At 62.9% G+C, this 17,745-nt stretch carries 17 protein-coding genes; 6 read left to right on the top strand and 11 right to left on the bottom strand.

Going from position 1 to position 17,745, the window contains the following annotated elements; genetic code table 11:
* Positions 1–69: 69 nt before the first annotated feature.
* Positions 70–1,821, top strand: coding sequence for a 2-isopropylmalate synthase (leuA, locus tag J3O30_RS16380; RefSeq protein WP_207581322.1), 1,752 nt, complete (start codon positions 70–72; stop codon positions 1,819–1,821).
* A 154-nt stretch (positions 1,822–1,975) separates the two neighbouring features.
* On the opposite strand, the gene J3O30_RS16375 is transcribed toward leuA, so the two are convergent.
* The 4 genes from J3O30_RS16375 to J3O30_RS16360 all read right to left on the bottom strand — a co-directional run bounded on the left by J3O30_RS16375 (position 1,976) and on the right by J3O30_RS16360 (position 5,146).
* Positions 1,976–2,818 (bottom strand): anti-sigma factor, encoded by an 843-nt coding sequence (locus J3O30_RS16375; protein WP_207581321.1) that lies wholly within the window; start codon positions 2,816–2,818, stop codon positions 1,976–1,978.
* A 2-nt stretch (positions 2,819–2,820) separates the two neighbouring features.
* Positions 2,821–3,330 (bottom strand): RNA polymerase sigma factor, encoded by a 510-nt coding sequence (locus J3O30_RS16370; protein WP_207581320.1) that lies wholly within the window; start codon positions 3,328–3,330, stop codon positions 2,821–2,823.
* Between the two features lie 187 nt (positions 3,331–3,517).
* A complete protein-coding gene (locus J3O30_RS16365; RefSeq protein WP_207581319.1) occupies positions 3,518–4,078 on the bottom strand; it encodes a hypothetical protein in 561 nt (186 codons plus the stop codon).
* Positions 4,079–4,237: 159 nt separating this feature from the next.
* The gene (locus J3O30_RS16360; RefSeq protein ID WP_207581318.1) at positions 4,238–5,146 is read right to left on the bottom strand and encodes a metallophosphoesterase; all 909 of its coding nucleotides are present in this window, start codon (positions 5,144–5,146) and stop codon (positions 4,238–4,240) included.
* A 70-nt stretch (positions 5,147–5,216) separates the two neighbouring features.
* On the opposite strand from J3O30_RS16360, the gene J3O30_RS16355 reads away from it, so the two are divergent.
* Positions 5,217–5,696, top strand: coding sequence for an NUDIX domain-containing protein (locus J3O30_RS16355; RefSeq protein ID WP_207581317.1), 480 nt, complete (start codon positions 5,217–5,219; stop codon positions 5,694–5,696).
* Positions 5,697–5,733: 37 nt separating this feature from the next.
* Here the strand turns inward: J3O30_RS16355 and J3O30_RS16350 are convergent, their stop codons facing one another.
* Entirely contained in the window at positions 5,734–6,744 is a 1,011-nt protein-coding gene (locus J3O30_RS16350) for a glutathione S-transferase family protein (RefSeq protein ID WP_207581316.1), read from the bottom strand.
* 228 nt (positions 6,745–6,972) lie between these two features.
* Here J3O30_RS16350 and J3O30_RS16345 point away from each other — a divergent pair, with 228 nt between their 5' ends.
* Entirely contained in the window at positions 6,973–7,536 is a 564-nt protein-coding gene (locus tag J3O30_RS16345; protein WP_207581315.1) for an N-acetyltransferase, read from the top strand.
* Here J3O30_RS16345 and J3O30_RS16340 read toward each other — a convergent pair whose 3' ends face one another.
* The 5 genes from J3O30_RS16340 to J3O30_RS16320 are packed head-to-tail and all read right to left on the bottom strand — an operon-like array spanning position 7,537 to position 14,783.
* Entirely contained in the window at positions 7,537–7,953 is a 417-nt protein-coding gene (locus tag J3O30_RS16340) for a GNAT family N-acetyltransferase (protein ID WP_207581314.1), read from the bottom strand.
* Between the two features lie 4 nt (positions 7,954–7,957).
* Positions 7,958–10,027, bottom strand: coding sequence for a hypothetical protein (locus J3O30_RS16335; RefSeq protein ID WP_207581313.1), 2,070 nt, complete (start codon positions 10,025–10,027; stop codon positions 7,958–7,960).
* Position 10,028: 1 nt separating this feature from the next.
* The gene (locus J3O30_RS16330) at positions 10,029–12,842 is read right to left on the bottom strand and encodes a DUF4159 domain-containing protein (RefSeq protein WP_207581312.1); all 2,814 of its coding nucleotides are present in this window, start codon (positions 12,840–12,842) and stop codon (positions 10,029–10,031) included.
* Complete coding sequence (locus J3O30_RS16325) at positions 12,839–13,759, bottom strand: DUF58 domain-containing protein (RefSeq protein WP_207581311.1); 921 nt, start codon at positions 13,757–13,759, stop codon at positions 12,839–12,841. The genes J3O30_RS16330 and J3O30_RS16325 overlap by 4 nt, the downstream gene beginning before the upstream one ends.
* A gap of 13 nt (positions 13,760–13,772) precedes the next feature.
* Complete coding sequence (locus tag J3O30_RS16320; RefSeq protein ID WP_207581310.1) at positions 13,773–14,783, bottom strand: MoxR family ATPase; 1,011 nt, start codon at positions 14,781–14,783, stop codon at positions 13,773–13,775.
* Positions 14,784–14,941: 158 nt separating this feature from the next.
* On the opposite strand from J3O30_RS16320, the gene J3O30_RS16315 reads away from it, so the two are divergent.
* From J3O30_RS16315 to J3O30_RS16305, 3 genes are read left to right on the top strand one after another with little or no spacing between them, the layout of a single operon-like run.
* Positions 14,942–15,565 (top strand): DUF1285 domain-containing protein, encoded by a 624-nt coding sequence (locus tag J3O30_RS16315; protein ID WP_207581309.1) that lies wholly within the window; start codon positions 14,942–14,944, stop codon positions 15,563–15,565.
* Positions 15,562–16,212: a CoA pyrophosphatase gene (locus J3O30_RS16310; RefSeq protein WP_207581308.1), complete on the top strand. Its 651-nt coding sequence runs from the start codon at positions 15,562–15,564 to the stop codon at positions 16,210–16,212. The genes J3O30_RS16315 and J3O30_RS16310 overlap by 4 nt, the downstream gene beginning before the upstream one ends.
* Positions 16,209–17,486, top strand: coding sequence for a CCA tRNA nucleotidyltransferase (locus J3O30_RS16305; protein ID WP_207581307.1), 1,278 nt, complete (start codon positions 16,209–16,211; stop codon positions 17,484–17,486). Before J3O30_RS16310 ends, J3O30_RS16305 begins: the two co-directional genes overlap by 4 nt.
* Here J3O30_RS16305 and J3O30_RS16300 read toward each other — a convergent pair whose 3' ends face one another.
* Positions 17,487–17,672, bottom strand: coding sequence for a DUF1059 domain-containing protein (locus J3O30_RS16300; RefSeq protein WP_207581306.1), 186 nt, complete (start codon positions 17,670–17,672; stop codon positions 17,487–17,489).
* Positions 17,673–17,745 lie beyond the last annotated feature (73 nt).

Below are 17,745 nucleotides of genomic sequence, written 5' to 3'. Positions count from 1 at the left end.
ATTTGTATATCGCCAAGCCTGATACGATCGGCTAAGAGCGGGCAAATGCCGGGACGAGGAGACGATACGATGGACGCGAAGACGCAATCCTCACTGAAGGCCGCCCCCGCAAAAGGCATGTCCGACGCTGCAAAAGGCATGCCCGACGCTGCGGTGAAATACCGGGCGTATCCGCAGGTGAACATTCCCGACCGCACCTGGCCGACGAAAACCATCACCAAGGCGCCGGTCTGGTGCTCGGTCGACCTGCGCGACGGCAACCAGGCACTGGTCGACCCGATGGGCCACGATCGCAAGGCGCGGATGTTCCAGCTGCTGCTGGAGATGGGCTTCAAGGAAATCGAGATCGGTTTCCCCTCGGCCTCGCAGACCGACTTCGATTTCGCCCGCTGGTGTGTCGAAGAGAGCAACGTGCCCGCCGACGTCTCCCTGCAGGTGTTGGTGCAGTGCCGCCCGGAACTCATCACCCGCACCTTCGAGGCGCTGGAAGGCGCAAACCGGCCGATCGTGCATTTCTATAACTCGACCAGCGAGCTGCAGCGCCGCGTCGTCTTCGCCAAGGATGTGCAGGGCATCAAGCAGATCGCCGTCGATGCCGCCAAGATGATCACCGACATGGCCGCCAAGGCGGGCGGTGGTTATCGTCTCGAATATTCGCCGGAGAGCTTCACCGGCACTGAGCTCGAGGTGGCTTTGGAAATCTGCAATGCCGTCATCGAGGTCGTCAAGCCGACGCCAGATAACAAGCTGATCATCAACCTGCCGTCCACCGTCGAGATGGCGACGCCGAACGTCTATGCCGACCAGATCGAATGGATGTGCCGCAACCTCGACAATCGTGACAACCTGATCGTTTCGCTGCATCCGCATAACGACCGCGGCACAGGGATCGCCGCCGCCGAACTGGCCTTGCTGGCAGGCGCCGACCGCGTCGAAGGCACGCTCTTCGGCAACGGCGAGCGCACCGGCAATGTCGACATGGTGACGATGGCGCTGAACATGTTCACGCAAGGCGTCGATCCCGAAATCGACTGCTCGAACATCGGGCGCATCAAGGAAGTGTTCGAATATTCGAACCAGATGGCGATTTCCGAGCGTCATCCCTACGTCGGCGAGCTGGTCTATACGGCCTTCTCAGGCTCGCATCAGGATGCGATCAATAAGGGCATGAAGGCGGCGCAGGTCGCCAACCATCCCGTCTGGGAAGTCCCATACCTGCCGATTGATCCGCGCGATGTCGGCCGTTCCTATGAGGCGATCATCCGCATCAACTCGCAGTCCGGCAAGGGCGGCATCGCCTATATTCTGCAGCAGGATTACGGGCTGAACCTGCCGCGCAACCTGCAGGTCGAGTTCCGCGAGGATATCCAGCGTATTACCGACGTAGAGGGCAAGGAGCTTCCTTCGAAGCGGATCTACGACCGTTTTATCGAGCGCTACGTGACGCAGCCGAGCGCGCGCCTCAAATTCGTTGACCACCACACCTATCCCGATACCGAGCACAGGGGTCAGCGGATCGTGGCGGCTGAGATCACCGACAATGGCGAGATCAAGCGCATCGAAGGACGCGGCAACGGCCCGATCGACGGCTTCATCAACGCGCTGTCGCATTATCTCGGCATCGAGATGTCGGTCGAGGACTATTCCGAACATTCGCTGCAGCACGGCTCGAACGCGGCAGCGATCTCCTATGTCGAGACTTCCTATCCCGGCGGCAAGCTGTTCGGAGCCGGCGTCAATACCAACATCGTCGCGGCATCGCTGGAAGCGATCGTCTCGGCGGCAAACCGCGTGCTCGAGGTGAAGGCCGGCAAGGCCTGATCTTAAGAACTCAGGCCGCGATCGATGCGGCTTGAAATGAATTGGAGCTAAAGCGCGTCGCATCAAACTTGATTCATGCGACGCGCTTTAGCTCTTTGTTTTTGTATGTCGTTATCCCGCTGCGCAATTCCGGGCGAGATGCATCAGGGCGCCGTCAGATCGCGGTAGCGATTTTCATTGCGAGCTGGCCGAGCGTCGCTTCGGCGGAGGGGCCGGCAAGCACGTAGGACGTGCCGGCATTGTGCCAGGTCACGAGGCCGATCTCGTCCTTGATCGTTTCCTTGAAGTCGTCGGTCTCCGGTGGCTGCGCGTCCTTGCGGAAGCAGATGGAGATTACGTCGCCGTCGGCGTTGGAATAGACGAGCTGGCCGACAGGGCGGCTGTCGCCGAGGATGACGCGGGCGCCCTGGAAGGTCCAGGCTTCGCCGCTGAGATCCGGCACGCGGAAGGGCACGCCGATCGCGGTCGTCAGCCAGCTGGAGATTTCCTCGGCCTGCGAGGCGGGCACTTCGACGAGATGACGAGGCTGGCGGATCAGCAGGCGCTGATAGGCTGTGACGTCGCCCAGCCAGTCGCTGGTATTGGCCGGTGCGGTGGCGGAGGTTGTGGTGGCTATTTCGTCGGCATCCGGGGCGGTGCCGACGAAATAGCCGATACCGCAACCGACGGCGAAGAGGATGAGAGCGGCGGCCAGTGCCTGCGGGCCGCTCGGCGCCAGTTTCACATGCGGGCGCGTGGCGCGCTGGGCGATCGGCGTTTTTGGCGGCTGCGTGCTTTTGATCGCGCGGACGAGGGCGAGCGGCACGGGCTCCTTCAGGATATCGTCGAAGCGGTGGCGGCCGAAATCGGCGCCGTGGCGCAGCTTCTCGTGCAGCCGGCGCGTGCTCTCGTCGGTTGCCAGGCGCTGCTCCAGTTCGTGCCGCTGTTCGGGCGAGACCTCGCCATCGAGAAGGGCGGTGAGCTGGGCTTCGAGCGGCAATTTCCTGAGATCGAGCAAATTCAGTACCTGTGGATCGGGTGGGTGCCGGCAAGCCCGGCAAAATGCAGCCTTGCGGTCGCGAGTTGGGAGACGACATTTGCCACCGGCGTGCCCATGATGTCGGCCGCCTGTTGGTAGCTGTGGCCTTCGACGTCGACGAGCAGGAACATGCTGGAAAGACCGTCCGGCATATCGGCGATCATGTGATGGATGCCGTCGGGATCGGCTCCAGCCGAGCGTTCGCGCGCGGCCTCGCGTATATCGGTGACGTTGCCGCGGACGGAAGCCTTCGGCTTGCGCTTGCGGCTGTCGTCGGTCCATTGCTGGCGGGCAAGCGTGTAGATCCAGCTTTCCAACCGGCCTTCACCGCTCCATTGATTGCCCTTGGTGATGGCGCGCTGACAGACGGCCTGAACGAGTTCGTCGGCCACGGCAGCCTCACCCGCGAGCGTGATCGCGAAGCGGCGAAGGCGGGGCAGAAGGCCGACGAGATCACGCCGGAGATCGATGGTCGTTGCGGGTTGACGCATTGTCTATCCAAGAAGCATTCACAATGGTTTCGCGGACGAAGGGTTCGCCGTCGAACGCGAAGCCGGCCTTATCGACGCCGACGATGCCAGTGCTTTATGAAACAAATCTGCTGCACTTCGCAAGCATCCGGCCGTCTTCATCCCCTTTTCTCAAGGGATTTTCGCATTGTTGCCCACAAACCTTGCGTCAATATGTCTTGTAGCCGTTCAAGCTTTGCAGCAGAGCCCGATAGGCCCATGTGCCTTCGCCGCCGCGATCGCGGATTTCGACAAGCTGGACGCGGGCTCCCTGGATATCTCCCTGTTCCACCATCGCCATGCCCATATAGGAGCGGGCGAGGATGTAGTTCTCATCCGCCTGTAGCGCCCTACGATAGTAGGACATGCCGAGCTCCATGCGACCGGCCTTGCGGTTGGCGTAGCCGAGATAGTTCAGGATGCGCGGGTCGTTCTGATTGCGGGCGAGATTGAGCACGGTGATGGCATTGTCATACTGATCGGCATAGGCAAACTCGCGGGCGAACTTATAGAGATCGTCGTCATTGAAGCTGCTCTTCTTCGGATTGACGCATTCCTTCTTGGCCTTGTCCCAGACCTTGCCGCCGGTGCAGGTCTTGGTCGTCTGGGTCTTCGGCGGCGGATTGGTGTCATCGTTGTTGTCGCCGACCGCGAAAGCAGCCGTGGCGATGCCGAAGGCAAAGCCGGCGGCGAGCGAAATTATGGACAGGTGACGGAAAGAAGACGTCATAAGTGTGCTCCGTTCTCAGGCGATGCAATCGCCGGGATTGTACGCTTACCGCTAAAAATACCAAGAGGTTAAGCGGCCGCCATGGTGATTGTTGCGACGATGGCCTGACGTCCTCTCAGATCGGTTCAAGTGCTGGATAAAAGGAGTCCGGAACCGGCGCTAACGCGTGAAAATATCTGCGCTTTCCGACATCACCGCGTCGCCGGCCCTGTTGAGGCTGAAGCGCTCGCCGCTGAGCTCCCAGGCGCCGGGCGAGCCGTCGATGGAGAAGAGGTTGTAGGCGGCAGGCGGCCTGATGCTGCCCGGGCCCTGCGAGGCTGACGCGATGCCGACGACAGGCACTGGCTGCACCTGGCCGCGCAGCCAGTGCAGCGTGTTCAGGTGCGTATGGCCATGCAGCACGAGTTCGGCGCCGCCCGTCGAAATCACGGCGGCGAAGCGGCGGATGCCGATCATTCGTTTGTAAAAGGCCGTGGCGCCGCGGATCGGCGGATGATGGATCATGACAACGCGGAAGAGACCGGCTTCGCCGGCCGCGCGCAGCACGTTGACTGTATCGCGGGCCTGTCGCGCGCCGAAAAAGCCGGAGGCGGCAAAGGGAGGGGTGGCGACCGCTGTCGAGCAGCCGACGATCGCGACTTTGTCGCGGATGCGCAGATAAGGGAAGATATGGCGATCCTCCTGCCATTGCGGCGGGGCGAGATCGCCGCGGACATAATCGTACCAGGCGCGCATCGACTTCTCGTAGGCGCCGGGCACATAGGCGTCATGATTGCCGGGAACGACTGACGTGTTCGCGGGATCGCCGAGCGCGCGCAGCCAGGCAGCGGCGGCGCGAATCTCAATGCCGCTCGCCAGGTTGACGAGGTCGCCGGTGACTGCCAGGTGATCTGCCTGATGGGCGCGGATGTCGTCGAGCAGCAGATCCAGCGTGCTGCCGAAAAGTTGCTTGCGTCGATTTCGATGCCAGTTCACAAAGCCTGTTATGCGTTTTGAAAACAGCTCTTGAATGGAAAGACTGGGCAACGGCCCGAGGTGGACGTCGGAAATATGCGCGAGCTTAAACATGCTACGAGACATAGACCAGCTTATTGACAAATCAAACACATCCGGCGCGATGAAGAGCTGAAACGGAGCGATGGTGGATAAAGAGAAGCGGCCCCCTCACATCAGGCTGGCCTTGCGCCTCCTGCATGTCTATTTCTCCTTCGCCCGCGGCATGACGATGGGTGTCAGGGCTGCGTGCTTCGATGCGGACGGTCGGATTTTCCTCGTGCGCCACAGCTATGTCGGCGGTTGGCATATGCCGGGCGGCGGACTGGAGCGCAACGAGACGGTCGAAGAAGCGCTTGCGAAAGAGCTGCGCGAGGAGGGCAACCTCAGGATCATCGGCAAGCCGCAGCTGGTGCAGGTCTATTTCAACACCACCAACACCCGCCGGGACCATGTCGTGTTCTACCGGGCGAGCGTCGAGCAGACGGCGCCACGCCCACCGGACTGGGAGATCTCCGACAGCGGCTTCTTTTCGCTCGACAGTCTGCCCGAGGGCACGACCGAGGCGACACATCGCCGCCTCGCCGAGCTTCGAGGTGAGCAGGAGCCCGACCACCGCTGGTAAGAGTCCCTCAGGCCGCGGTATGCAGCAATTCTAGATGTTAGAGCGTCCTTTGCGCGTCTGAAAAGACGCGCGGCGCAGTAGCGCGGCCATGCGGGCTGTCGAGATCAAGCGCCGGGCCGACGGGAACGATGCCGGTCGGGTTGATCGTCTTGTGGCTGCGGTAATAGTGTTCTTTGATGTGCTTCAGGTTCACCGTTTCGGCAATGCCGGCCGTCTGGTAGAGATCGCGCAGGTAGCCCGACAGATTGCGGTAATCGGCGATCCGGCGGATGTTGCATTTGAAATGGCCGACATAAACGGGGTCGAAGCGCACCAGGGTCGTAAACAGGCGCCAGTCGGCCTCGGTCTGCCTGTTGCCGAACAGGTAGCGGCTGTTGCCAAGGCGGTCGTCGAGCATGTCGAGGGTTTCGAACAGCTTGCCGACGTTTTCCTCATAGGCTTCCTGAGTGGTGGCAAAGCCCGCCTTGTAGACGCCATTGTTGACGGTGTCGTAGACAGTGGCGTTCAGCGCATCGATTTCGGCGCGGAGGTCGTCCGGATAAAAATCGGCCTTCGAGCCTGTCAGTCCGTCGAAGGCGCTGTTGAACATGCGGATGATCTCGGCCGATTCGTTGTTGACGATCGTGGCGGTCGTCTTGTCCCAAAGCACGGGAACGGTGACGCGGCCGGAATAGTGGGGATCGGCCTTGAGGTAGATCTGCCAGAGGGTGTCGGCGCCGAAGAGCTGGTCGCCGGTGGCGCCGTCGCCGATCTTGAATTCCCAGCCGTTCTCGAGCATCAGCGGATCGACGACGGAGACTGAAATCAGCTCCTCCAGCTTCTTTAGCTTGCGGAAGATCAGCGTGCGGTGCGCCCAGGGACAGGCAAGCGAGACATAGAGATTGTAACGCCCGGCTTCGGCCTTGAAGCCGCCGCTGCCGGAAGGGCCGGCCTCACCGTCCGATGTCACCCAGTTGCGGAACTGCGAGGGCTGCCGCTTGAATTGGCCCTTGCTTTCCTTCGTGTCGTACCAGATGTCATGCCAGACGCCGTCCACCAGCATTCCCATGATCTTCATTTCCTTTGGTTGCGTGTCGGGGCCGAAGTTAGCTGAGATAGCGGGGCTTTGCAGGCGGTAAAGGTTGAACAGTGTGTCACGCGGTTTGGGCACTGCATAGTTCCGAGCGCAGAAGCGTGCATTTTGCGTTGGACGGCGGAAATTTTTCCTGCTATCGGCCACTTCACGATTTTAGGATCTTTGCCTGATGTTCATTTCCAGAAACCCGCGACGACGCTGATGCTCCCGAACGCCCAAGGCGTGTTCGAGACCCATCAATCTGTCCATCCGGTTTCTGTCATCATGTACCAGCACGATCTCGTCTACCTCACCGAAGACGCGTCCCATGACGCCGCCATCGAACACATCAATGAGGAAGCTTTCGGTCCGGGCCGCTTCACGCGCGCTGCCGCGCGCATCCGTGAGCAGGGGCCGCATGATCTGTCGCTCTCCTTCATCTGCACCGACAATGGCGAGACGATCGCCTCGGTGCGCATGACGCCGGTGCTGGCCGGCACGGTGAAGGGTCACCTTCTCGGCCCGCTTGCCGTCCGTCCCTCCCATAAGAACCAGGGCATCGGTCGCGAACTGGTGCGGATCGCGGTGGAGGCGGCAAGACGCAAGGGCTCGGAAGCCGTGATCCTCGTCGGCGATCCGCCCTATTACGGCCCGCTCGGCTTCGAGAAGGTCACATATAATGCACTTTCCTTTCCAGGACCCGTCGATCCCGGCCGTGTGCTCGTCGTTCCGATGGCTGAGGGCGTACACGAACGGCTGAAGGGCGCAATTGCCTGGCATGGATGATCAGAGGGTTTTCCGGAGGAAGCTGCGGTTACGACCTTCCGGGAAATCCTCGAGCTCGCCGAAGACTTCATAACCCTGACGCAAATAGGCACTGAGAGCCAGCGGGCTGAAGGTGTCGATCCAGGCGCCGCGGCAGCCGCGCGCCTTGGCCTCTTCTTCCGCCTTTGCAAGGATCTTGCCGGCGAGACCGGTGCCGCGCAGCGTGTCGGGAATATAGAGCATCTGGGTGAAGAGCCAGCCCCAGGCGGTGAAGCCCGACAGGCCGCCGGTCACCTTGCCGTCGGTATCACGGATGAGAACGGTGAGCGGCCGGCGATCGGAGGGGCCGACATCGCTGGTGTTGAAGGCCGAGAGCGCATCGGTGATCGCAGCCAGTTCCTCCGGCGAGGGTGAAGCGGTCAGCTCGAATTCCGGCATGCGATTATCGCCCTTCGCGCCACCACATGGTTCCGAAGGCTAGCAGCAGGATGCCGACGCCGGCGAAACCGGCAAAGAGCGGCAGCGTGTTGATGCCCTTCAAGACCGTTTCGCTGGTCATGCGGATCACCATGCGATCGTTGTCGGCGAGGCGGACTTGGCCGCGCACCGGCAGGATCGGCGGGACGGTGATCCTGCCATTTTCGTTAGCGACGCGGGTGACGAGACCCTTGCTTCTGTCGGCGGCCGGCTTCAGCACATCGGTCGTCGAGATCATCGCCTTGAATTCAGGTGCGTCGACGGCGCCGATATGAACGAGCGTCGACAGCCTGCCGTTGCGGATTTCGAAGAGGCCGATTTCGTCCATCCTCTTCTCGGCCTTGTAGAGCCCCGGTTCGGATTGGGTGAGCGGCAGGGTTTCAGTCTTGCCTGAGGGATAACGCACGGTGGCGTTGCCCGGATTGTCGCCGATCGTCTGGCGGGTGACTTCAAGTGTCCGGCCGGAGGCGCGCGCCGTCAGCGCTTCTTCCTCGAGCGCCGGCTCCTTCATCAGCCAATGGGCGATACGGCGATAGAGCGAAACGTTCGGCCCGCCGCCTTCGAAGCCGCGTGCCCAAAGCCAGCCCTGATCGGAAAGCAGCATGGCGACGCGACCCTGTCCGGCGCGGTTCAGCACCAGCAGCGGGTGGTTGTCGGCACCCAGCATGATCGTCTCCCCCTGCGGCCGGTCGACATCGACGCTACGGAACCAGCGACCCCAATGCGGCGGATCCTCGCCCGAGCCGTCCAGGCCGCGGGTGACGGGATGCTTGCGGCCTTCCTCGGAGAGGCGGGGATAGAAGGCCTTCTCGATCATCTCTCCGGTGGGCGTCGCGGGCAGGACCGAGGAAAGGGGCGTCAGTGCAATGGAATCCGGGCCGGCATGCTCGGGACCGGCTGCGATCAGCAGCGCGCCGCCGTTTTCGACATATTGCGCGATGTAATCGTAATAGAGCAGCGGCAGCACGCCGCGGTGCTGGTAGCGATCGAAGATGATCAGGTCGAAATCCTTGATCTTGTCGACGAAGAGTTCGCGCGTCGGAAAGGCGATCAGCGATAGCTCGTTGATCGGCGTGCCGTCCTGCTTTTCCGGCGGGCGCAGAATGGTGAAGTGGACGAGGTCGACGGAGGCATCGGATTTCAGCAGGTTACGCCAGGCGCGCTCGCCGGCATGCGGCTCGCCGGAAACGAGAAGGACGCGAAGATTCTGGCGGATGCCGTCGATGACGTGAACGGCGCGGTTGTTGGCGGTGGTGACCTCGCCGGGGAGCGCTGCAACGGCGAATTCAAGCACGTTGCTGCCGCCGGCGGGCACCTTGAAGGAAAAGGGCGTATCCTGGCCGGGCGTCGCCTGCAGGGTGGCGATCTCGTCACCATTCAGCTTCACCGTGACATTGGCCGTGCCACCGGGGCTTGGGCCGTCGTCGAAGACGCGCAGAACGACCTGCTGCTCCTCGTTGACGATGCCGAAGCGCGGCCCCTTGATGACTTCGATGCGGCGATCGAATTCGTTGGCCTTGCCGGTCACGAGGCCATGGATAGGCGCATCGAAACCGAGCGCCTGATTGGCGGCCGGAACATCATGGACTTCACCGTCGGTCAGCATGATAGCGCCGCCAATGCGGGCAGGCGGAACATCGGCGATGTTTGCCGACAGCGCGTCGAACAGGCGCGTCGACGGTACGTCGGAATTGACGTCGCCTTCGACGTCGACGAAGCGGGGCTCTATCTGGGGGAAGCGGGCGAGCTGTCCCTTCAAGGCCGCAAGCGCATCGTCGGTCATCTTGACGCGATCGGGTGTCTGCTGGCTCTGGCTTCGATCAACGAGAACCGGGACGATCGTCGACAGTTGATCCCTATCCTCCTGCAGCAGCACAGGATTGGCAAGGGCGGCCAGCATGGCGAGAGCTGCCAGTGTTCTGATCCAGGCGCCGCGAATGCCGCGCCAGATCGCGAAGGCAGCGATGATGGCGCTGACGGCGGCCAGTGCGGCTAGAATCGGCCAAGGCAGGAAGGGCGAAAAGTCGAAGGTCATCTCATTGTCCTAACCGTTCGAGAAGGTCGGGAACATGGACCTGGTCGGTCTTGTAGTTGCCGGTCAGCATGTACATCATGATGTTGACGCCGGCACGGTAGGCATATTCGCGCTGCGCTTCATCGGACGGCACGGTCGGCAGCATCGGCACGCCGCTGTCGTCGATTGCCCAGGCGCCGGCGAAATCATTGCCGGTGATCAGGATCGGCGAAACGCCGTCGGCCGTCGCAGCAGATTTTTCGGTCGCTTCGCGGCCGCCCTGCCGAGCCTCGATCCAAAGCGGGCTGCCGGCGTAACGACCGGGAAAGCTCGACAAAAGATAGAAGGACTTCGTCAGCACGTGATCGGAGGGCACCGGTTCCAGCGGCGGAATGTCGAGATTGGCGAGGATTGCCTGCAGCCTCTGGCCGTTGGCGCTGACATTGCCGCCATTGTCCAATGCGCTGATCTGATCGCGGGTATCGAAAAGCACGGTGCCGCCGTTGCGCATATAGGCATCGATACGGCTGATCGCCGCCGTCGACGGCATCGGCGCCGTTGCCGAAACCGGCCAGTAGATGATCGGATAGAAGGCGAGCTCGTCTTTGGTGAGGTCGATGCCCACGGGCGGCGCCGGCTCCAGCGTCGTGCGGAAAGTCAGGAACTGGGTGAGGCCCTCGAGACCGCGCTCGGATATATCGTCCACGTCCTGTTCACCGGTGACGACATAGGCGAGGTGCGTGTTGTCGAGCCTTTGCAGGATGAGGTCGTCGCCGGGCTGGGAGTCGTTGGCATGAAGCGTGCCGGGCTGGATGAGAAAGACGGCACTGAGCGCAATGGCGATCATCGCCGCTGTGCGGGTAGCCGGGCGTAGTCGCGAGAAGGCGCCATTCATGAACAGGACGACCAGGCTATCGGCCAGCAGCAGCAGAAAGGCTGCGAGAAAAAACGCGGGCTTTGCCGACCAGCTTTCGCCGCCGATCAGGCCTTCGCGCACGGCACTGGTTCCCGTTGTGTCGAGTGGCGTCAGTTCGGCGTTCTCGGGCAGGACGTTCAGCGAGGTGAAACCATCTTCCGAACCATAGAGCCCGGGCGGATTGTCGAAATTCGCCGTCGATTCGGCTCCGGCCTGTGGAATGAGCGGCCGCGCCGAACCCGTCTCGGAGACGAGCGTGCCCTTGGCCGTCAGCATACGGAATGGCGGCAGGGTTTCAGCGACACGCGCATTGCCGCGCGCCTCCGACGTCACGCCGCCCGAGCGCGATATCTGCAGGAGGTGGCGCAGCATGTCGACGAAAGTGCCCGAGATCGGCAGATCGGACCAAGTCGCTTCCGCAGTGACGTGAAACAGAACGATCTGTCCGGAGGCGAGCTGCTTCATCGTGACGAGGGGCGTGCCGTCAGCCAGGCTCGCCCAGGTGCGTTCGGCAAGATCGGGCGTCGGTTCGGCAAGGACCTGCCGCTTAACGACGACATCGGCGGGACGCGCGATGCCTGCGAAAGGCCCGAAATTCGGAAATTCGGCAAGTGACTGCGGCTCGCTCCAGGACAATGTGCCGCCCAGCGCCCGTTCTCCCTGGCGCAGGATGACGGGGATCAGCGGATCGTCCGCAGGGGCTGCGGCCATGCGCGGGCCAGCGAAACGCAGGAGCATACCGCCATTCGAAATCCAACGCGTCAGAGGTTCGTAGGTGTCCTCGGGCAGCCGGCCGATATCGGCCATGATGATGATGGAGGGGTTGCTGGCGAGAAGTTTCGGAATGGCGATCGAAAGATCGGAATCGGCCGGTTGGATCAGATCCGCGTAAGGCTGCAGCGCCCGCTGGATATAATAGAGCGGCGAGAGCAGCGGTTGAAATTCATCCCCACCTCCACCGGACAGCAAAACGACGCGGCGGCGCCTGAATGCGTCGTCGAGAAGGTGGACGGCGCCTGCTGTCGCGGCGTTATCGACGCTGACGCGGGCGAAATCGTTGCGCATCTCGAAGGGTGCAGTGATCGAACTCGTCGCGACACTCTGGCCTGGGGCGAAATCCACCCTGCCGTTGGCGATCGAGCGGCCCTGGGTATCGACGGCGTTCAGCGCCACGGATGCGGCATGCGAGCTGTTGAGCCGTGTGACCTTGACGGTCATGGCATCAGCCGCATTGTTTGCCGCGGTAATCGCGACCGTTCGTGCAGCATCGCCTTCGATCAGGCGGAGATCGGCGGGCTGGAGTTCGGCGAGCCTGCGCACCGTCGCGTCGTCGGCCCTGGCGGCGGCGCCGTCGGCCAGGAAGGCGAGGGTGCCGGGCTTGATGCCGTTCAGCGCTGCGCGCAACGCCTGGAAGGCGCGCTCGCGGTCCGGCACGAGCGGTCGCGGCTCGGCAGCGCCCAGCTTGTCGCGGGCGGCAGCGGCGCTACCTGGTACGGCGTCGTTGGTCGGATCGGCGGTGAAGGCGATCGATACGGGTGTGCCGGCGGATTCGGCGTCGTCTATCAGCGCGTCAGCCGTCTGGATGCGGCGCTCCCAGTCGGGCGCCGCCGCCCAGCTGTTGTCGACGAAGAGGACGAGCGGGCCACCGGATGCGAGCGAACTGGTGCGCGGATTGAAAACCGGATCGGCGATCGCAAGGATGATGGTGGCGGCGAGCAGCATGCGCAGCAGCGTCAGCCACCACGGGCTCTGCGCCGGAGTCTCCTCGCGCTTCAACACGGAGGCGAGGATCTTCAGCGGCGGGAAGACCTCGGTCTTCGGACGTGGGGGCGTCAACCGCAGCAGCCACCAGATGACGGGCAGGGCGACGAGTGCGCCGAGAATGGCGGGAAAGGCGAAAGCGAAGGGAAGGGCGGTCATAGCTGCCCTCCATGCGTTGCCTTGGCCGGCATGCCGGACAGATACATGTGCACCGCAACCAGCGCCTCCGACGCCAGATGATCGGTGCGGTGGGTCGCAAAAGTCCATCCGAGATGGCGCAGCGACTGGCCGAGGCTGTCCCTGCGGGCGAGGTAGGCGTTGCGATAGGCATCGCGGATGTGTTCGGCGCGGCCGGAGATAAGCTTGGCGCCGCTCTCCGGGTCGGTGAATTCGGTGCGGCCGCTATAAGGGAATATCTCCTCGGCGGGATCTGCTATCTCGACCACGTGGCCGCGCAGGCCGCGGCGGGCAAGTGGGCCGAGGCGTTCCATGATCGCCGGCGCATCATCGAGGAAATCGCCGATGAGGACGAGGTCACTCCAGCCGCGGATCATCGCCGTTTCCGGCAGGCCGCCGGTCAGCGGCGTATGCATGAGCGCAGCCGCAAGGCGCTCGGCGGCGTTGCGGGCGGAGGCGGGTTCCATGATGCCGGGGCAGCCGATGCGCTCGCCGGAGCGGGCAAGGATTTCAGCCAGCGCCAGCATGACGACCAGCGCGCGGCTTTCCTTGGAGACGCTGCCATAGCCCGACTTGTACATCATCGAGGGCGACATGTCGCACCAGAGCCAGATGGTGTGGGCCGCCTCCCATTCGCGCTCGCGCACATAGGTATGGTCGTCGCGGGCGGAGCGGCGCCAATCGATGCGCGACAGGCTTTCGCCCTCGGCATAGGGACGGAACTGCCAGAAATTCTCGCCGATGCCGCGTTTGCGACGGCCATGCCAACCGGCGATCACCGTGTTGGCGATGCGCTTGGCTTCCACCAGGCAGTCCGGCACCAGGGCGGCCCGCTGCCTGGCGCGGGAAAGGGCATCGCTGCCGGGTGTCGGGTTGACGATCTGTCCGATAGATGCCACGCGTCCGGCTTCCTTATCCCTTTGCCTGCTTGACCAGTCCGGCGATGACGTCGCGCACCGACATGCCTTCGGCGCGGGCAGCGAAAGTCAACGCCATGCGGTGCTGGAGAATTGGTTCGGCGAGCGCAAAGATATCGTCGAGCGAGGGCGCGAGACGACCTTCGTAGAGCGCCCGGGCGCGGGCGCAGAGCATCATCGCCTGGCCGGCGCGAGGGCCCGGACCCCAGGCGACGTTCTTGTCGGTCGAGGCATTGCCCTGTCCGGGACGGGCAGAACGCACCAGCGCCAGGATGGCATCGACGACCGTGTCGCTTACCGGCATCTGACGCACCAGGGCCTGAATTTCGATCAGCCGCTGCGCGTTAATGACGGCTTCCGGCCGGGTTTCTCCTAAGCCCGTCGTCTCGAGCAGGATCTGGCGCTCGGCGGCGAGTTCGGGATAGTTGACGTCGACCTGCAGCAGGAAGCGGTCGAGCTGGGCTTCGGGCAGGGGATAGGTGCCTTCCTGCTCGAGCGGGTTCTGGGTGGCGAGCACATGGAAGGGGGCCGGCAGGTCATATCGCTGGCCGGCGATGGTGATGTGATATTCCTGCATCGATTGCAGAAGGGCCGACTGGGTCCGCGGCGAGGCGCGGTTGATCTCGTCGGCCATCAGCAGCTGAGCGAAAACAGGGCCCTTGACGAAGCGGAAAGAGCGGCGTCCACTGTCGTCCTGGTCCATCACCTCGGATCCGAGAATATCCGAGGGCATCAGGTCCGGGGTGAACTGAATGCGATTGGCGGCGAGGCCGAGCACTTCGCCGAGCGTCGTTACCAGTCTGGTCTTGGCAAGGCCGGGAACGCCGACGAGCAGAGCATGACCGCCGGACAGCACGGCGAGAATGGTGTTCTCGACGACGCTTTCTTGACCGAAGATCACCTTCGAGACTTCTCCGCGGATGGCGGCGATATCGGAGAGCGCCTTTTCGGCAGCGGCGACGATCGCCTTTTCATCGAGGCTGGCTTCGGTCTTCATCATACTCATGGGCATCTCCAACGGCTGAAATCATTCGGCAGCGAATCGGCGGACTTATACATGTGCCTCATACCCGATAGAGTTATGGAGATGTGACGGGCTGACAAGTTCGTTGCGAATGACTATCTCGTGACATCACTTCGTTAAGGACAAACCGGGACGGAAGAATGGCAGCCGAGGAAATCAGCGGACAGGCGGATGCGGCGGGACTTGCTGCGCTAATTTCGCGCGCGTCTGATGAAAGCGGCGGAAAAAAACGTGGGTTACCGCCAGTCGAGCGGTGGAATCCGCCTTTCTGCGGTGACATCGATATGGAGATCAGGGCCGATGGCACCTGGTTCTACATGGGCACGCCGATCGGCCGGCCAGCGCTGGTGCGGCTGTTTTCGACGGTTTTGAGGAAGGATGACGACCAGAAGACCTATCTCGTAACTCCTGTGGAAAAGGTCGGGATAAGGGTCGTCGACGCTCCGTTCATCGCCGTTGAGATGAGCGTGACGGAGGAGCAAGGCCGACAGGTGCTGACCTTCCGCACCAATGTCGGCGATGTCGTGGAGGCGGGAGGAGAGCATCGGCTGCGCTTTGCCATTGCGGGCGAGAATGCCGAACTAAAACCCTATCTGCATGTGCGCGGGCGGCTGGAGGCGCTGGTGTCGCGTGCGGTGATGTATGAACTGGTCGCGCTGGGCGAGATTTTCGACGCGGAGGGGCGGGCGATGTTTGCGATCCGCTCCGGCGGCGAGGTCTTCCCGGTCATGCCGGCCGACGAACTGGATGCTCTTTGCCGATGAATGATGCGATCACCCACCGTTATCCGCTGTTCTCAGCGGCCGAATTCCGCCGCCGCGCGCTCAACCAGAATGGCGGGCCGGTCGATCATGCCTGGCGTGATCACGGGGACCACATCCTCAATCCCGATATCGTGGCCGAGGTCGAGACCTTCAAGCTGCGCGACGCCGCCGTGCTCGTGCCCGTCGTCGACGACGGTGAGGAGGCGCAGGTGATCTTCACCAAGCGCACGGCGACGCTGCGCAAGCATTCCGGGCAGATCGCCTTTCCCGGCGGCTCGATCGATCCTGCCGATATCTCACCGGAAATGGCGGCGATCCGCGAGACGGAGGAGGAGATCGGTCTCCCCGGCTCCTTCGTCGAGACCGTCGGGCGGCTGCCGAATTATCTTGCCTCGACAGGCTTCCGCATCACGCCGGTGCTCGGCGTCGTCACGCCTGGCTTCGCGCTGACGTTGAACCCAACCGAGGTGGACGACGTGTTCGAGGTGCCGCTTTCCTTCCTGATGGACCCGGCCAATCATACCCGCGACCGGCGTGTCATCGACGGCATCGACCGGCATTTCTACCGCGTGCCCTATGAAACCAGAATGATCTGGGGCATCACAGCCGGCATCGTCCGCACGCTTTACGAAAGGCTTTATGCATGACCGGTCTTGCCGACCAAGCATGGTTCCGCGACCCGGCTCTCGGCCGGATCCTGGCACTTCTCAACGGCGACGGTGGGGCCGACGGTGGGGCCGACGACGGCGAAGCGCGGATCGTCGGCGGCGCCGTGCGCAACAGCCTGATGGATCTGCCGGTCAGCGATATCGACATCGCCACGACACTCAGGCCGGAGGCGGTGATGGAGCGGGCGGCCGAGGCCGGCATCAAGGCGGTGCCGACGGGCCTGCAGCACGGAACGGTGACGCTCGTCATCGACGGCAAGCCCTTCGAGGTGACGACGCTTCGCACCGACGTCGAGACCGACGGGCGCCATGCCGAGGTTGCCTTCAGCACCGACTGGAAGGCAGATGCCGAACGGCGGGATCTGACGATCAACGCGCTTTATGCCGATGCTAGGGGCGAGGTGGTGGATCTGGTCGGCGGGCTTGCCGATATCGAGAGGCGCAACATCCGCTTCATCGGCGATGCGGCAAAGCGTATTGCCGAGGATCATCTGCGCATCCTGCGGTTCTTCCGCTTCTTTGCCTATTACGGCTCCGGACGGCCGGATGCCGAGGGGCTGAAGGCGTGTGCGGCGGCGCGGTCGAAACTGAAGACGCTTTCGGCAGAACGCGTCTGGTCGGAACTGCGGAAGCTGCTCGGTGCTGCCGATCCAGGCAGAGCGCTGCTCTGGATGCGGCAGGTGGCAGTGCTGACGGAAATCCTGCCGGAATCGGAACTATGGGGGATCGATGCCATCCCTTCGCTGGTCGCCACCGAAAAGGCGCTCGGCTGGACGCCCGATCCGCTGCTACGGCTTGCGGCGATCGTGCCGCCCGATGCGGCGCGGCTCGAGGCGCTGGCAGTCCGGCTTAAGCTCTCGAATGCGGAAGCTGCTACCCTCAAGGCCTGGGCAATGGCCGCGCCCGCCAATGACGGCATGTCGTCGGCCGCCTTCGAACGGCTGCTTTACCGCAACGGAGCCGACGGCATCATGACGCGGCTCAAGCTGGCGCTCGGCGTTGCGCGCGGCAAGGCTGAAGGGGATTTCGATGAAATGGCGCGGTCGGCGCGGCTCATCAAGCTCTTGGATCAGGCCGCGAACTGGAAGAAGCCGCAATTTCCGCTGAACGGCGGCGACGTGATGTCGGTCGGCATCGCGTCCGGCCCGCGCGTCGGCGAGTTGCTTGCCGGCCTGGAAAACCAGTGGGTGGAGGAAAACTTCGTTTCCGACCGGGCGGCGCTGCTCGCCCGGCTACTGGAACAGGTGCAATAATCAGGCTGCATTCACCTCATCACGAATGCGAACCTTGATATTGTCCACCATGTTCTCGCGGATCGTGGTTTCGCCGTGAGCGTTTTTCAGGTGCTCGACGGCGCGGCGGACCACCTCGGCGTCGCTGTCTGCCCGTGTATGCCAGGCGCAGCCCGGGACGAGAGTGCCGCATTCGAAAAGTCGCATGGTCTTCTCCTCTGTTCAAAACACAAAGACGATCGCGATCTCACGCGATTTATGAATGTGCGGGGGGAGGGAA

Origin of the sequence: Rhizobium sp. NZLR1 (genome assembly GCF_017357385.1) — a bacterium.
Classification (GTDB): Bacteria; Pseudomonadota; Alphaproteobacteria; order Rhizobiales; family Rhizobiaceae; genus Rhizobium.
This window is presented reverse-complemented; position numbering and strand designations above follow the sequence as displayed.

Coding starts and splice junctions, on each gene's coding strand:
- leuA (WP_207581322.1), top strand. CDS start 70: ATGGACGCGAAGACGCAATCCTCACTGAAGGCCGCCCCCGCAAAAGGC.
- J3O30_RS16370 (WP_207581320.1), bottom strand. CDS start 3,330: ATGCGTCAACCCGCAACGACCATCGATCTCCGGCGTGATCTCGTCGGC.
- J3O30_RS16365 (WP_207581319.1), bottom strand. CDS start 4,078: ATGACGTCTTCTTTCCGTCACCTGTCCATAATTTCGCTCGCCGCCGGC.
- J3O30_RS16360 (WP_207581318.1), bottom strand. CDS start 5,146: ATGTTTAAGCTCGCGCATATTTCCGACGTCCACCTCGGGCCGTTGCCC.
- J3O30_RS16355 (WP_207581317.1), top strand. CDS start 5,217: ATGGTGGATAAAGAGAAGCGGCCCCCTCACATCAGGCTGGCCTTGCGC.
- J3O30_RS16350 (WP_207581316.1), bottom strand. CDS start 6,744: ATGGGAATGCTGGTGGACGGCGTCTGGCATGACATCTGGTACGACACG.
- J3O30_RS16345 (WP_207581315.1), top strand. CDS start 6,973: ATGCTCCCGAACGCCCAAGGCGTGTTCGAGACCCATCAATCTGTCCAT.
- J3O30_RS16340 (WP_207581314.1), bottom strand. CDS start 7,953: ATGCCGGAATTCGAGCTGACCGCTTCACCCTCGCCGGAGGAACTGGCT.
- J3O30_RS16335 (WP_207581313.1), bottom strand. CDS start 10,027: ATGACCTTCGACTTTTCGCCCTTCCTGCCTTGGCCGATTCTAGCCGCA.
- J3O30_RS16330 (WP_207581312.1), bottom strand. CDS start 12,842: ATGACCGCCCTTCCCTTCGCTTTCGCCTTTCCCGCCATTCTCGGCGCA.
- J3O30_RS16320 (WP_207581310.1), bottom strand. CDS start 14,783: ATGAGTATGATGAAGACCGAAGCCAGCCTCGATGAAAAGGCGATCGTC.
- J3O30_RS16315 (WP_207581309.1), top strand. CDS start 14,942: ATGGCAGCCGAGGAAATCAGCGGACAGGCGGATGCGGCGGGACTTGCT.
- J3O30_RS16310 (WP_207581308.1), top strand. CDS start 15,562: ATGAATGATGCGATCACCCACCGTTATCCGCTGTTCTCAGCGGCCGAA.
- J3O30_RS16305 (WP_207581307.1), top strand. CDS start 16,209: ATGACCGGTCTTGCCGACCAAGCATGGTTCCGCGACCCGGCTCTCGGC.
- J3O30_RS16300 (WP_207581306.1), bottom strand. CDS start 17,672: ATGCGACTTTTCGAATGCGGCACTCTCGTCCCGGGCTGCGCCTGGCAT.